Genomic DNA, 16,276 nt, shown 5'->3' on the forward strand with positions numbered 1-16,276 from the left:
TATTAGTCATTGTCTGCAGGTGACGGTGCTTTGCTTTCGGGTTGCTGAGCCACTACATCAGGCGCAAGAGGAGCTTTATCTCCCGGAAATGGAGTATCAAACCCTTTTGTTGCATACCAGACGGCGTGATTTAACATATTGGCGTTGACTTCATCTGGTGAAGCGGTTTTTCCGCTCAAGAACTTTTTGTTCTTATTTGACCACTCCGTCCATTTCTGCGCCAGTATTTTTGAAGTTGATGTCGTATCTTCTGTATTGGCTAGTGCAGCAGTATTAGCTTTGGGCTGGCCGTTCAGGGTATCCAGCGGAATGCGGCTACCTTCAGCTTTATACGGTGTAAAATCAGGCTTGTTCGTAAAAATTTCGCTCATTGGCTGAGCAGCCGCATCGTTTTGGTTCATTGCTGGAAGTCCAAGGATTTGTTCAATACTTCGAACCATGTTGATAACGGTCCAATAACGGCTGTTGGTAATCTCCTTTTTAACCCAAGGACTTATAACATAAGCCGGTTCCCGGTGTCCGTCTACATGGTCCAATCCGTTCTGTGCATCATCTTCTGTAACGAAGATCACGGAGTCCTTCCAATACGGACTATGAGAAATAAGATCAACTATTTTGCCGACAGCCAAATCATTGTCTGCCACCATGGCCTGCGGGGTAGGATTCCCGGTGGCTGTTCCTGCTGTATGATCATTCGTTACCCAAAGCGTATTTAATGCAGGAAGATCATTATTTTTTACATGTTTCTCAAATTTCTTTTTGAAGATTTCAAAACGGTATTGATCTGGAATGTTCATATCAAACGTTGGGTAAGGTTTGTGCGTGATTGGTCCTAATGATGGAATATCGTAAGTAGCTTTATAATGGCCAACCGGAACATGAAGATCTCCTTCCTGTTTACCAGAAAGTTTTAAATAATCATTGTACCAGTCTGTCCACGTTCCAAACTCTTCCGGCCCGACAAAGCCGGTGGTATCTTCTCCAAAGTTTTCTACAGAAACATTATATTTACGGGCTTGGTCCCATAGATGTCCAGTCGGTGCATAGGCCATTGGATCTCCTGCTCCACCGGGGTAGCTTCTTACGTTAGCTGTATCGGTTTCTTTGTCTTCGTAATCTGTATTGGTTCCTTGCATCACCCATTGATGGCCACTTGCTGATTGAATCCCTGACACATAAAAATTGTCCAGAAGCGGAAAAGTGTTAGCCAGCTTATGAAAATTCGGTGTCACTTCTTCACCAAACTGAGTGATGGCCGGTTCGCCATTGCCCTTTCCTAAATCACCGAGTACCTGGTCATACGTTCTGTTCTCCTTAATAATGTAAAATACATGCTTAATGGTAGAAGGCTCACCTACCCGTTCCGGCATGGCAACCGGCTTTTTGTTTGGGCGGCCCTTGGCATTTAAATCTTTTAAGCCATACCAATTGTTATTTTCATACACTTTCTTTGTCCCTTTAATTATGTCTCCCGGTGACGGAATCGGCATCAGTGATATCGACCCAACCTGAGCATAGGAAGAGTGGCCGGAAACCGTAATACCCTGAATAGTGGATGTCCTTGCCGGTCCAAGAGAGCCGACTCCATCAGCATTTGCCACAATGAGTCGTTTATTTTTGGAATCCATTGCCATATCTACCGGGAACCAAGCGGTTGGCAGCAAACCGAGAAGTTCCGGTTTCTTTTTTGGTCCCTGCCAGTCATAGACGGCTACAGCGTTTGCTCTTCCTAATGTTACAAGCAAACGGTGATCATCCAGCATTTTAATCGAGTTTGGTGCTGCTCCCTTTTTCGATTTAGGATATGGCTTTACATCAATGGTTTGAACCACTTTATTTGTTTTTGTGTTGATAACGGATACAGAATCACTGTTGGTATTCGTTACAAATAAATACTGACCGGATTGCGTCATTCTTTCAGGCTGGACGCCCACTTTAATGTTTTTGATTACTTTCTTGGTGTTAAGGTCTATGACTGAAACGGTTCCTGTTGACGTCGCCCCTGTTTTCTTGTTAATGACCACCTGTGTCCCGGAAGAATCAACGGTGGCATCACCAGGCTTTGGCTTTCTTCCTCCCTGATTGGTTACATATGCCTTATCTCCGTCTATCCAAACACCGGTGGGCGCATTTTCAACCGCGATTTTGGATGTGATTTCCCCGGTTTTCGGATCGATCAGCCCCAGACTGTTATCCCGATTTAGCGCAACAAGGAGTTGTCCATTTTGCGCTACCCTGATATCGAGAGGATTAATATTTCCGCCTGCAGCTGCCTCAGGAAGGTCATATGTCGCTTTAACTGATGGAGTTCCATCTTGAGCGACAGACATGACAACAACTTTACCAGTTTTGCCGGTTGAACCTGTTGCATATAACTCTTTTCCGTCCTGAGAATAGGCTACACCCCACATGTGAGAAAGTTTCAATTTAAAACTTGTAGCCATAAGTTTCCCGGTCTCAAGATTGATCACATTTAATCCATTTCCGCCATAATCTGTTCTTCCATTTAATGATACTGCTGTCTTACCATTCGGATGAACTGCCAGTGAAATAGGATTTCCGCCAAATTCAATTTGCTTGCCGGCAGGTGTTACGAGTTGGTTGACCGGAGTTACCACTTTACCGCTGGGCTGCCGACCGACCAGTTTTTTACCGAAAGGATCCTGTACCGTGGCATATACGCTTGCCGAGCCAAGCAGAACAGTGCTGAGCGCGATCCCCGTTATGAACTTTTTCTTGTTTTTCAACAATTGCCTCTCTCCTGTCATTTGGTATGTATTTCTAGATTAGAATACTCCTCCACTATTAATCTTTCTTTACGTTAACGTAAATTTAATTGATTAATAATGTAAAATATTCAAATTATTTCTTAATGAATGAAACCTGCAGCATGGTTGCTGCAGGTTTCATTCAGGCATATTTTTTTTGCTCGTGTTCTGTACGGTCAGGCAGTGCCTTTCTGTTCATCCACTTATAAAAAATCGGAATAATGATCAAGCTGCAAAAAGTGGAAGTGACTAAGCCTCCAATGACAACAATACCCAGAGTTTGTGATACCACAGCATCCTGACGTGAAGAAAGTGCCAAAGGAAGAACCGTTAATACCGTCGTAAGAGCAGTTGTTATAATGGGGCGTGCCCTTGTTATAGCAGCAAAACGAACAGCCTCCTCAAGATAAGCTCCTCTTGCAATATTTCTTTCGATTTTATCCACAATGACGATTCCGTTGGTAACTACAATTCCTGTTAGCATTAATAATCCAACCAAAGCTGCCAAATCCCATTCCAGCCGGAAGATGACCATGGCGATGACTGAGCCGATAAATGCTAATGGAACACATATTAGAACAGATAATGGTCCCTTCCAGCCCTTAAATACCAAACTGACAATCATAAGTACGAGCAGAAAGGAAAAGGCGAGAGCTATGGCCATTTCATACATCATTTCATTAACTTGCTCCGGTATGCCAGAAAATGAATACTGAATATTCTCTGGTAAATCCAGTTTTTCCATTTCATCCTTCACTTGCCTTGAAACACCACCCAGATCACTGGAGGTGATATTTGCGGTCACTTCTGCATATGGCTTTCCGGCTTTTTCCTGAATTTCCGTACCATCTTTATCTGCCTCAACCGTTGCCAGCTCACGGAGCTTCACTTGCTGTCCCTTGTTTGCAGTAAACGTTTCATTACTGAGCCGGGCTAAGGCATCAGATGCCTCTTCATTCTGATTTAAACTCTGAGTATTTTTGAAAACAACCGGGAATGAAGTGTCATTAATGTTGAATTGTCCGATGGCTCCTTCAGAAGTATAGTACTGTATTCGCTGGAGCACATCACTTTCCTTAATGCCATTCCGTTCAATCGCTTTTTGATCAAGATTGATGCGATACCCTTTCACCGTTCCTTCCTGGTCTGCCATGTTCTCAACCGCAAGCCCGGGAATATGTGAAAGATGCTGCCCTATACTTTGCGCCATAGCTTCCAATGTCTCGGGGGCTGCTCCTGTAAGATTAATCTTTAACTGAGAATCATCTCCCGCTATTCGTTGATTGGTTACGGTATAAATTGCTTTTCCTGACCGTGCATCCAGTTGTTTTTGCAATACTTTCATAAACGAATTAACATCAGTTCCTTGTTTTAGGCTAACCAATAAATTGGCCACGTTTGGCTTTTGAATCCAACCGCCCCCTGCATCAAAAACATCATCTGATTCCGGGGTGAACGATGATCCAAGCAAAGAAGAAAACCCGCTTACCTTTTTGTTTGCTTTTAACTCCCCTTCAAGTTTTTCAACTTCAGCTTCCATATTTTCTAATGATGTGGTTTGGGGTAATTCCAGACGCACGCCAATTTGACCTGGTTTATGGGCCATTGGAAGAAAATTGACCGGCAAAAAAGCAGCTCCCACACCACTTAGAACAAATAGGACAAGGATGATCGCAACAATTCTCTTTTCATATTGGAACCCCCAATGAAACAGCATTCTGGCGTGTGTTTCAAGTGGATCCTGGCTTTTTCCTGGACTTGTTTTCCAGACTACATAATAAAGTGCAGGAACGATAAACATGGCAACAGCAAGAGAAATAACAAGCGCGATAACCACCGACCAGGCAAAACCGGAAAAAGCAGAACGGATCAGTCCTCCGATCAACGCGATTGGGATATAAACAGCTATTGTTGTTGCAGTTGAGGAAACGATGGCAGGCAGCATTTCAGCAACCGCTCCAACTACTAGTTGTTTTCTAATTCTTCCGCCAGCCTCCTGTATTTTTCGGTTCATATTATCCAGAATTACAATGGAATCATCAACCACACGTCCCATTGCAACAATTAACCCGGAAACTGTCAGCAGGTTTAAACTTATTCCCATCGTGTACAAAATCCCTGTTGTTGCCAGTAAACAAACGGGCAGAGATAAAACGATAAGCAACGTTGAACGCACCTGACGGAAAAAGAGGAAGACACAAATCATGGAAAAGAGACATCCGAGCAATCCTTCTTTTACCAGACCCTGTAATGAAGTGTTTACTTCCTGGCTTTGATCAAATAAAATAACCGATTTAACTTCATGGTTCTTAATTTCAGGTATAGCACTCAGTTTGCTTTTTACCCGTTCGCCTACTTCTGTGATGGTAGATTCGGAAGTTTTTAGTACATCAAGCTGCACACTCGGTGATCCATTTGTCCGTGAAATGGTTTGAAGATTGACAACAGCATTAGAAATATCAGCTACACGGAAAAGAGGTATTGTATGACCATCCTGTCGCTTGATTGGCAACTGCATGAGATCATTTTTAGATAATATCCAGCCGGTGACTTGAATGGGAAAAGAAGAGATTTGATTAGCCACATTGCCTTGAAGCATGGTTGAATGTTTCTTTTCCAATGCGGATTGTACATCATCAATCGACAATCCTTCTTTCTTCAGCTTTTCAGGATTTAATTGTAAAGAGTAACCCGCGTTTCCGCCGCCAGTAACTTTTATATCTTTGACACCTGGTACCGTTTTTAGTTCATTCCCGATCTCTTCCTGTATCAGGGTCCTTAAGCCGTTTTCTGTCACATTGGCAGATGAACTGGTCAGATTGATGCTCATGATCGGAAACGAATGAGTACTTAACCGGGTAACAACTGGCTTCTTTAACCCAGAAGGCAATTGCAAATCATCAATAGCCGCACGTACATCCGTTTCTGCTTGTTTCATATCGTAGCTCATGGGAAAATTGAGCCGCAAGAATGAGCCTCCCTGATACGAACTTGTCTCAATGTCCTGAAGGCCGTCAACCACTCTGACGGCTTGTTCAATAGGTTTGGTAATAGAGGTTTTCACTTGATCGGCTGAGAAATTCTGAGCTTGAGCAGAAACAGTTAGAGTCGCATTGCTGATCTCCGGCAGATAATCCCGCTGAATCTTCCAGGCGCCGACAGCACCCCAGACCATAATTAATACGATTAACGTAATCATAAGTATGGCGCGGTTCATTACCGCATTGAGAATTGACTTCATTTTATCCCCCCCTTTTGTTTTGTTGATTACCATGGATCTTTGATTTATGTAAATTTTTCCTGTTACTAGTCCAGTATAAAACCCTTGTGTAAAAACCTTGTTAATTCAGCGTAAAAGAATTGTATATTGTTAAATACTTTTCTTGTAAACTATTTCTCCATACAAAAAACCCCTTAACACGTAAATGTTAAGGGGCGCTTTCTATTTGACTAACTTTTTACTGAGGGTTCTGCTCTTTTAAAAACGTCGGACAGGGTAACCCATTGCTTTGTTTGTGCCGATTCCTGCACTGCTTCCAATATCGCCTGGTTCCGGACTCCGTCAACAAAGTTTGGTAGCGGACTGTATCCTTGATCAATGCCATTCATCAATTCCACCATCAGGTTGGTGAAGGTATGCTCGTAACCTATGATATGGGCTGCCGGCCAGTAGGCGCCTGCATAAGGGTGGACCTCTTCGGTACAATTTATGGTTCTGAACCCCTGAAGTCCGTCTTCATCCTGATGAAAATAGACATCAAGATTGTTCATGTTTTCCATATCCCAACGAATGGATCCTTTTTCTCCGTTGATCTCAAACCTGTTTCCGTTTCGGTTGCCTCCTGCAAAGCGTGTAGCTTCAAATGTTCCGATGGCACCGTTTTCAAAACGGGCGAGGAATACACTTGCATCGTCTACCTCAACAGGCCCTTTTTGTTCGGATGATCCTTTGCCACTTAATCCAGAACTGTCCTCCACAATGGGCCGTTCTTTAATGAATGTTTCCATAATCCCGCTGACTTCCTTGAATTCTCCGACTAAAAAACGGGCAAGATCGATGCTGTGTGCGGCCAAGTCACCCAATGCACCGGAGCCGCAGACCTCTTTGCTCAACCGCCAAACCAGTGGAAATTCGGGGTCCATGATCCAATCCTGCAAATAGGTCGCCCGGATATGATAGATTCGACCCAACCGGCCTTCTTCGATCAGTTTTTTTGCCCACTGTACAGCCGGAGCAAACCGGTAGTTATGGTTGATCATATGTACCACACCATTTTTCTCCACCGCATCCAGCATCCGTTGGGATTGTTCCAGCGTCAAAGCCAGCGGCTTCTCGCAAAAAACATGTTTGCCGGCTTGTGCGGCTGCAATAGCAATCTCTGCATGACTGTTGTTAGGAGTTACAATATCAATGAGATCAATGTCATCACGTGCAATCAGTTTTCGCCAATCTGTTTCATAGCTTTGCCAGCCCATGGTGGCTGCCGCTTCTTTCACGCCTTCTTCATTGCGTCCGCAGATGGCTTGCAGGACCGGCTTCGCCTTTGTGTCAAAGTAAAACGATACATCCCGGTACGCATGAGAATGCGCTTTTCCCATAAACTTATAGCCGACCAGTCCTACCCTTACCTGCTTTTGGTTTACGCCCACCACATCTCAACAGCTCCTTCTTCAATCAATTTGTCCTTTAAAAAGGCTACTGCTTTTGTGAATCCTTCTTCGACACTCATCAATCCATCTTCATGCTCAATGCTGATTGCTCCGTTATAACCAATCGTTTGAAGAGCGCTGATGATATCCCTCCATGTATCTTCTCCATGGCCGTAACCCACGGTTCTGAACACCCACGACCGGTTGGCGATGTCGCTATAACTCTTTGTATCAAGTACACCATTTAATGGATGGTTTTGTCCATCAATTTTTGTGTCTTTAGCATGAAAATGAAAGAGCGCTTTTTCTCTTCCAAGTGCCCGGATGCAGGCGACCGGATCCATCCCCTGCCAAAAATAATGGCTTGGATCAAAGTTTGCGCCAATTTGGTTGCCACATTCTCTTCGTAATCGAAGCAGCGTTTCCGTATTGTATACAACAAATCCGGGATGCGGCTCGATGGCTGCTTTTACGCCATGTTCTTTTAGAAACTCATTTTGCTCCTTCCAATACGGAATGACTTTTTCGTTCCATTGCCAATCCACAACTTCAGAAAAATCGGTCGGCCAAGGGCATGTGATCCACACAGGATGAAGAGAATATTCGGATTCACCCGGACACCCCGAGAAAGTAACTACCTGTTCAACACCCAGTTTTGCGGCCAGGCGAACCGTATCCTGAAAGATCCGATGGTGCTCTTCTGCAATATTTTGATTGGGATGCAACGGGTTGCCGTGGCAGCTGAGGGCACTGATCTGAATCCCCCGTGACTGCAGTGCGTATTTAAAGTCATTCAACTTTGATTCATCCGCCAGCAATTCAGCTGGCTTGCAATGGGCATCACCGATATAGCCTCCAGTGCCGATTTCTACCGTATCCAGCCCACTTTCCTTTATGTAATCCAAAGCTTCTTCAAATGTCTTTTTTGAAAATAACACAGCAAATACTCCTAATTTCATCGAACTCTCTCCTTTTTTGATTTTCTGATTATTTAACAGACCCGGAGGCCAGTCCTCCAACGATATGTTTTTGAAACGCGATAAAAATAATGATGATCGGAATAACACAAACGGTTGCCACCGCCATCAAAGAGTTCCAATCGGTTCCATATTGCCCGACAAAGGTATACAAATGGACCGTTAATGGCCGGACGCTTTTGTCCGTGGTCAAAATTAAAGCAAACAGCAAGTCCCCCCAGGCATGTAAAAAGCAGAAAGATCCAACTGTCAGGAGGCCGGGCTTTGCCAGCGGCAGAACGATTTTCCAAAATGCGGCAAAGCGGTTACATCCATCAATGACCGCTGCTTCTTCAAGCCCTTTTGGAATGGACATGAAAAATGGGCGAAGCACAAGTATGGCAAATGGCATGGAAAGCGTGGCATTGGCAATGATCAAGGATATAAAATGGTTTAATAGATGAAGTTTAGAAAACAAGATAAAGAACGGTAAAGCAAGCATGATGTTCGGAAGCATCTGGACGACCAGCAAAAATCCAATCATCCAGCCCTTTCCTCTCAACTCCAGACGGGCCAGCGCATAGGCGAATGGTGAAGCAAACAGCAAGGTCAATATCATGGAACCTGTTGCGATAATAACACTGTTTAAAAAGAATCTCAGAATCTCGGTATCTTGTATAAAATTTTTCACATAAGCTTGGAACTGTATCTCGTGAGGGATGATCTGTGGAGTGGTAGCCAAAATGCCAGACATCGGTTTTATGGATGTGGTGACCATCCAGTATACAGGGAACAGAAAAATGATGGTCGAAATGACAGCAATGGCCGTCGTAAAATATTTATTGTTGACCTTCGGGAGCGAATTCATTACACATTTTCCTCCTTTCTGACCAGCCATAAATAGACCAGAGCTACAAGTACCAATAAACCGAGCATAATCGTGTTTATGGTGGCGCCAAGGCTAAAATTATAGTTGGTAAATGCCAATTCATAGGAGTAAAACGGCAAGACCGTAGAACTGTTGACTGGTCCCCCGCCGGTCATAATCAATATGATGTCAAAGACTTTGAAGGTGTAAATAATGCCCAGTATGAGCAAGGTCAAGATAGTGGGCTTCATAAGCGGAAGGGTGATGAAAAAGAATTGCCGAATCTTTCCTGCTCCATCCACTTTGGCCGCTTCATAGGTTTCCTCAGGCAACGATTGGAGACCGGCCAGCAAAATGATCATATTGAACGGAATCCCGATCCAGATGTTGGCCGTGATGGTGCTGTACAATGAAGTATGATCATTGATCAGCCAATGAATCGGCTGGTCAATCGCTCCCAGCCATAAAAGAAGATGGTTAATGATTCCGTGGTCACCGGCAAACATCCATTTAAATAATGTGCCTGTGATCACCATGGGAATCATCCAGGCAATCAAAATGAGCGCCCTCATTACGTTCCTTCCTGGAAATTTCTTGTTAAAAAACAGAGCAAAGGCAAAGCCGATCGTAAATTGGAAAAAGATACAGAGACCTGTAAAGATAACAGAGTTTTTTAGCGACAGAAGAAAAATTTTATCTTTCAGCACCGTCACATAGTTTTCCAGACCGACAAAGGACTGTTCCTTTAAAATATTTAAGGCTGTTAAATCCTCAAACGTAATTTTCAAGTTATAGCCGATGGGAAACACCAAAAACAGAAGCAGAAAGACTCCGCCTGGCAGTATGAACAGGTAATTACCCAACGACTTTTTTCGTTTTGCTTTTTTTCTGATTTCCATAGTGACGTTCCGTTGCCAAGAAGTATCCGTTTCTACATTCATGACTCTCACCACCTTTTCTTATTGAGTGATATAGGGTTTGATCTTTTTGGCTGCTTGTTTGACCGCCTGATCAGCGGGCATGCTTCCGGTTAAAACCTCCTGCATCAATTTTTGAATTTCTTCAGAAATGGAAGGATAATATGCCCCGTAAGCTCTGGCTTTGGCAAACTCCATACTGTTGGCAAAGGTTTTTAGTCTGGGATCCTTTTGCCAATAGTCATCCTGGATGTAATCCTTTCGCGGGGGCAAATTCCCTTTTTGAATAAGAATCTTTTTGGCATTTTCTTTCTCCTGCAAAAACATAAGCACATTCCATGCTGCCTCTTTGTGTTTGGACGTACTTGTGATAGCATAATTTTCTCCGCCCAAAATGGTGCTGTTTTCCTTGTATCCTGGAAGCTCCACTACATTCCAATTCAATTTCTTTTCTTTTTCCAAAACAGGAATTTGCCAGGTACCGTTCACCATCATCGCGGTTTTTCCGTTGATGAACTGCAAAGCAACATCCTGCTGGGTTTGTGTTAGAACGCCTTTGGACATAGAGTGACTATCAATCAGTTCCTTCCAGAGGGAAATTGCATCGACGGATCCCTGCGTATTAAAATGAGTCAGGTCAGAACCTGCTTGCCAGACGAATGGCAAAAATTGAAACGTACCTTCCTCCTGACTGATGGCCGATACCGATATGCCATATACATCGTTATGGGTCAATTTCTTAGCTGCGTTTTTAAGCTCGTCCCAGGTTTTTGGAGGCTTTATCCCTGCCTCTTTTAACAGGTCCTCATTATAAAAGAGGGCAAGGTTGTTGCTTCCAAGCGGTATTCCGTAATTTTTCCCTTTATAAACGGTAGATGACAGCGGCCCTTCAAAGTAATTCTTTTCCTGTCCCCATACTTTCACTTTCTTCGTAAGATCTGCCAGAATCCCCGCTTCTGCCAGCATCTGATGGTCAGGGTTGTCAATGATCAAAATATCCGGCAATTCCCCTCCGGCTGCTCCCAAGAGTATCTTCTTTTTCAACTCTCCAAAAGGAACCTCGATTCGTTCGATATCCACATTTGGATGGGCTTTCTCATATGTTTTAATGGCGTTGTTCATTGCGACAGCGGCTTCACTGCCGTAATAGTCCCACCACGTTAATTTAATCTTTCCATCTTGTTTGCCTTCTGCGCTTTCACAAGCGGGTAAAACCAGAATTAAGGCTAATAACATGATAAAAACCGACAGTTTCTTTGCCATTCCATACCCCTCCTTTAGCCTGTAATCAGTTTTGGACCAGGGATAAAGGCAGCTTGACCACCTTGTGAGTAACTGCTGATTCGATGGCGGCGCAGGTGAGCTCATAACTCTTAATATTATCTTCAATAGAAGTGGCTGCCTGATTACCGTAAATAATCGATTGAACAAAATGATCCAGTGACAACGTACGGTCATCATAAGGCAGGTCGACTAAAGGCACATTTCGTGCTTTATTAGTTGAATCATATAAAGTAACTTTATCCTCTATTAGTTCAATGGCACCTTTTTCTCCGACCAACCGAAACTCTCCATTCCACGGGGTTTCCTTTCCTTTTGTCACCCAGCTTCCCGCATAGTTGACATGAACATCATCCTCAAAGGCAATCGTTACATGGGCATTCGGATTCCCCTGAAACCAGCTCCAGGATGGACGGTAGCTTTGTGCGTAAACTTCAATCGGGTTTTTATTTAGCAGGTATCTCATCAGATCGAAATGATGGATCGACATATCCTCCAGGAGGATATGATCATATCGGTCTCTCCAGCCTCCAAAGTGGCTTGCGCGCTGAAAGGAATAATTCATCCATTCCACTTTTCCGATTTCACCCGCATCAAGCAACTGTTTTACCGTTTGGATCGGACGGTTCCACCGGTAATTTTGACTGACTATCAGCTGTTTATGATGGTTCTGTTTAAAATCCAGCAATTCCTTTGCTTCTTCAAGCGTATGTGCAAGTGGCTTTTCCATCATCACGTGAAACCCCTGCTGGATGGCTTTTATCGCCAGCTCTTTATGCGTTTGCGGCGGAGTGACGATCAACACGGCATCCGCCTCGATTTCCCTTAAAGCTTCATCTATAGTTGAGAGCAACATTTCCCCCGGTAAGCCAGTAATCTGTTTTGCTTGCTTCAGGTTTTCCTCCATCATATCTACAACAGCAACAAGCTCAACTTGTTCATACTTCATGGCCACTTCAAGCCATGATTGGCCGAATCCTCCTGAACCAATTTGAATGATACGTATTTTTTCCATATCTCTAGCCTCCTGTTGAATGAATTACCTGGTATTCAGTTTTCTGTTAATGTATTTCCACTCTTCGCATTTATCGTACTGAATGCGCTTTCTTATGGCTATTCACAATCTTATTCATAATTCGCACAATATTACGCAACTCAGACAAAGAAAGCGTTGTCATTCTTCCGTTTACCTGTTATCTTAATAGAAAAATATGAGTGGATTGAGGAGGAATGGTATGACCAGAAGTGATTTAAAGGAAGCAACATATATTCCGGATAAGACATTTCCTATTAATATTTTCTTCATCAATAAGTTTCCTCTTCACTGGCACAATCATATGGAATGGATTTTTATTAAAGAAGGAAAAGTAAAGGTGCAAATAGATGATACATTCGTCCATCTCGAAAAAGGAGAACTTGCCTTTGTGAACCCGAAACAGCTGCATGCTGCAGAGGGGCTGACTGACCATGCTGAAATTGCAGCTATTGTGTTTAATGATGCCCTGCTTCGGAACACGGGCCTCGATTGTACCGAACGCCTTTATCTTTATCCCTATTTCAACAATGAATTAAAGCTTCAAAACTTTTTAAGAAAAGAAGAAGTGTACACGAATGAACTCAGCCGTTCCATTTCTTGCTTGATCACCGAATTTGAAAAGAGCGAGGTCGGTTATGAACTTTTAGTTAAGGCAGAGCTGTTTCGGATTTTCGGTCTTATTTTCCGCTATTATCATCAGCTGAAAGAACAGTCTCCTGCTTTTTCCAAAAAGTCTTATCATCTCACCGGCCTGTTAAAATTCCTGAGAGAACACTATAACCAGGAAATCAGCATTGAAGAAGCTGCGAGGATGGTTAACTTAAGCCCCAATCACTTTTGCAAAGTCTTTAAGAAAATAACGGGAAAAACATTAATTGAATATCTTCATTTGCTTCGAATCAACGAAGCAGAAAAAATGCTGGTGGACACTGACGCTTCGATCACAGAAATTGCAGGGAATGTCGGATTCAGCAGTATTACCTATTTCGGAAGAGTGTTTAAAAAAATTAAAAATGTGCCTCCTTCTGTTATCCGAAAAAAATAAAAGCCAAACAGCAATGGATCACTGTTTGGCTTTTCTGTTGGCTTGATCATAATTCAAATAATTGCATTTCTCTACAGGCAGCACGGCGTTACCTTGATCATCGGTGCACCAGGACTGTGATTGAAAAGCAAGGAACGTTCCTACCCACGAATTCGATTCTTCAAAATAAAGCAGCAAACCGCCATCCTGCCAAGTTCCATTATCTCGTTTCCACTGTCCCACGTTTCCCTGGTTCATATGGATATCATGAATTCCATTCCCAGGGGTAAATCCAAAATACTGATCCGGTTTGTTATTCTCGGGTCCCCAGCGCTGGCCGAAGGCATAAAGGACTGCCTTTTCCTGTTGTGCTTTTTCAATGTAAAAACTTAACTTTTCATTCAGGTCATTATCCGGTCCTTCAACGTCAGCAGGCAACGGAACCATCTTTTTGGGATCAAATAAATTTCCTCGGATAAAATCAAGCGCGATATCCGGATGGTTATTTTTTATATCCATAAATCCAGCTGGTAAGTTCGGCAATGCGGCTAAATCTTCGGATTGAAACTGGTCACTGACTAAATACAATACTTCTGAAGGGTAGGATTGTGACTTAATGTTAACCGCCACACGGTATTTCGTTTGTTCTTCCCCCTCAACAAGGATCTGGTAATGAGGACTGGCATCACTGCCATGCTTGGAATCTAGTACTTTCCCTTTTAACACTCCGTAGTTGTTCAATGACATGTACTTCCCCTCCTTGAACCCATATAATTCGTTGCACGATCTCTAAATCCTTTTTATAAACCAAACAGGAACATTTGTTCTTATTGTAAACCGGGAAAGTTACCGCCGCAAGTGTCCATTGTAGGAATCATAGTAAGTAATCTGTGAATTTCTTCCTACTTATTCCTCCTTAAAAATAAATCTAAAGCAATGGGTTATTTCTCTATGAATCTTCTATAATTATACTGTTATTACCAATTAATAGAAAATAAGGAAAAGAGGTTTTGTCATGGTATCAAAGAAAAAAGCAGGCTCAATGCTGCTTGCTGCTTTTCTTGGCGGCAACTTACTCCTATCCACCCAAGCTGCCAATGCTCAATCATCCCCTCATCAAGCAAAAACATATCCTAAGCAAGAACTTCGTGGAGCCTGGATTGCCAGTGTAACGAACATCGATTGGCCTTCCAAGCCAGGGCTGTCCATCTCACAGCAAAAAGAAGAGTTCAACCGGTACCTGGATGAGCAAAAAGCAATGAACATGAATGCGGTCGTCATGCAAATTAAACCGACTGCGGATGCTTTTTATCCTTCCCAATATGGTCTCTGGTCGAAATATCTGACAGGTGTCCAGGGCAAAGATCCTGGCTATGATCCCCTCTCTTTTATGGTAGAAGAAGCTCACAAGCGTAATATGGAATTTCATGCCTGGTTTAATCCGTACCGCATTACCATGCCATTAGGCAAAACGGCCGATCTGTCAGATCTTGATAAACTGCCAGCCGATCATCCTGCAAGGCTGCATCCCGACTGGGTCGTTCCATATGGCCAGCAGCTGTATTTTAATCCCGGGATTCCGGCTGCACAGAAGTTTATCATTGACGGTATTATAGAAGTGGTAAAAAACTATGACATTGATGCGGTTCATATGGATGACTATTTTTATCCCTATAAAATCGCCGGAGTTCCATTTCCGGATCAAGCCACTTACCAAACATACGGAAGATCACGTTTCTCGAACATTGAAGATTGGCGGCGCGACAATGTAAACCAGCTGGTAAAGCACTTGAATGAAGCGATTAAATCGGAAAAATCCTATGTGAAATTTGGCATCAGCCCGTTTGGTGTTTGGCGCAACAAAGCTGTTGATCCTACAGGCTCTGATACAGCAGCCGGACAAACGAATTACGATGATTTATACGCAGACACAAGAACCTGGATCAACAATGGGTATATTGATTATATTGCTCCGCAAATTTATTGGAACATTGGCCTGCCTGTTGCGGATTATGCCAAGCTTCTCGATTGGTGGGCAAAAGAAGTTAAGGACAAACCGGTCCAGCTGTATGTGGGACAAGCTGATTACAAAATCAATACGATAACGAACGGTGTATCCAACTGGCTGAATCCTGAAGAGATGCCCCATCAGTTGCAACTAAACCGTACGTATGATGAATTCAAAGGAAGCATGCATTTCAGTGCTAAGGATTTACGTAAAAACCCACTGGGCATTGCGGATCGCTTAAAAAATGATATTTACAAATATCCTTCACTCATTCCTTCCATGCCATGGATTGATGATCAAGCTCCAAAGTCACCAAAGATACGCGGAATAAGTTATAGAAATGATACGGTCTCCTTTGTGATTGAAAAGCACAATAAACACAGTGATGCCACTGCCTATGCTGTTTATCGGTTTGAAGGAAAGAAAAAAGGCAGTATTGATGATGCGTCCCACATGCTTATGACTATTTACAGTCCAAAACAAAAGTACTTGTTCACTGATCAAACAGCTGAAGCCGGAAAGACGTATACCTATGTGGTAACGGCACTGGATCGAACCCACAATGAAAGTAAACCTTCCAAAAGTTTTAAAATAAAAACAAATTAAGAAAATAATTTTCAAGGTAAAAAGATACCACTTGTGCTAGAGTGGTATCTTTGATTTTTTTAGTTAATTTTATATTAAAAATTTTAATATTAAAATACGGTACGTGAAATTATTTCATTCGTTAAAAAAAGAGAGTTCTCACTTATGAAGAGGCTCTCTTTT

The 16,276-nt window shown here is 42.9% G+C and carries 11 protein-coding genes; 2 read left to right on the forward strand and 9 right to left on the reverse strand.

Features of this window, described 5'->3' with window-relative positions; translation table 11 throughout:
* Positions 1-2 precede the first annotated feature (2 nt).
* The 8 genes from AS030_RS08120 to AS030_RS08155 all read right to left on the reverse strand — a co-directional run bounded on the left by AS030_RS08120 (position 3) and on the right by AS030_RS08155 (position 12,455).
* Positions 3-2,750 carry a bifunctional YncE family protein/alkaline phosphatase family protein gene (locus AS030_RS08120; protein ID WP_240482232.1) on the reverse strand — a complete coding sequence of 916 codons (2,748 nt, stop codon included), beginning with the start codon at positions 2,748-2,750 and terminating at the stop codon, positions 3-5.
* Between the two features lie 160 nt (positions 2,751-2,910).
* The gene (locus AS030_RS08125) at positions 2,911-6,009 is read right to left on the reverse strand and encodes an efflux RND transporter permease subunit (protein WP_061970341.1); all 3,099 of its coding nucleotides are present in this window, start codon (positions 6,007-6,009) and stop codon (positions 2,911-2,913) included.
* 209 nt (positions 6,010-6,218) lie between these two features.
* Positions 6,219-7,418 (reverse strand): Gfo/Idh/MocA family protein, encoded by a 1,200-nt coding sequence (locus tag AS030_RS08130; RefSeq protein ID WP_074440531.1) that lies wholly within the window; start codon positions 7,416-7,418, stop codon positions 6,219-6,221.
* On the reverse strand, positions 7,409-8,377 hold the full coding sequence (locus AS030_RS08135) for a sugar phosphate isomerase/epimerase family protein (RefSeq protein WP_061970344.1): 969 nt from the start codon (positions 8,375-8,377) through the stop codon (positions 7,409-7,411). Before AS030_RS08135 ends, AS030_RS08130 begins: the two co-directional genes overlap by 10 nt.
* A gap of 28 nt (positions 8,378-8,405) precedes the next feature.
* A complete protein-coding gene (locus AS030_RS08140; protein WP_061970347.1) occupies positions 8,406-9,242 on the reverse strand; it encodes a carbohydrate ABC transporter permease in 837 nt (278 codons plus the stop codon).
* Positions 9,242-10,183: a carbohydrate ABC transporter permease gene (locus tag AS030_RS08145; protein WP_240482233.1), complete on the reverse strand. Its 942-nt coding sequence runs from the start codon at positions 10,181-10,183 to the stop codon at positions 9,242-9,244. Before AS030_RS08145 ends, AS030_RS08140 begins: the two co-directional genes overlap by 1 nt.
* A gap of 18 nt (positions 10,184-10,201) precedes the next feature.
* The gene (locus AS030_RS08150) at positions 10,202-11,422 is read right to left on the reverse strand and encodes an ABC transporter substrate-binding protein (protein WP_061970348.1); all 1,221 of its coding nucleotides are present in this window, start codon (positions 11,420-11,422) and stop codon (positions 10,202-10,204) included.
* Between the two features lie 25 nt (positions 11,423-11,447).
* Entirely contained in the window at positions 11,448-12,455 is a 1,008-nt protein-coding gene (locus AS030_RS08155; protein WP_061970350.1) for a Gfo/Idh/MocA family protein, read from the reverse strand.
* 220 nt (positions 12,456-12,675) lie between these two features.
* Here AS030_RS08155 and AS030_RS08160 point away from each other — a divergent pair, with 220 nt between their 5' ends.
* Positions 12,676-13,521 (forward strand): AraC family transcriptional regulator, encoded by an 846-nt coding sequence (locus tag AS030_RS08160; RefSeq protein WP_061970352.1) that lies wholly within the window; start codon positions 12,676-12,678, stop codon positions 13,519-13,521.
* Between the two features lie 18 nt (positions 13,522-13,539).
* Here the strand turns inward: AS030_RS08160 and AS030_RS08165 are convergent, their stop codons facing one another.
* A complete protein-coding gene (locus AS030_RS08165; protein WP_061970354.1) occupies positions 13,540-14,247 on the reverse strand; it encodes a YukJ family protein in 708 nt (235 codons plus the stop codon).
* A 268-nt stretch (positions 14,248-14,515) separates the two neighbouring features.
* On the opposite strand from AS030_RS08165, the gene AS030_RS08170 reads away from it, so the two are divergent.
* Entirely contained in the window at positions 14,516-16,114 is a 1,599-nt protein-coding gene (locus AS030_RS08170; protein ID WP_061970356.1) for a glycoside hydrolase family 10-like protein, read from the forward strand.
* Positions 16,115-16,276 lie beyond the last annotated feature (162 nt).

Origin of the sequence: Fictibacillus enclensis (assembly GCF_001457035.1) — a bacterium.
Taxonomy (GTDB): Bacteria; Bacillota; Bacilli; order Bacillales; family Fictibacillaceae; genus Fictibacillus_C; species Fictibacillus_C enclensis.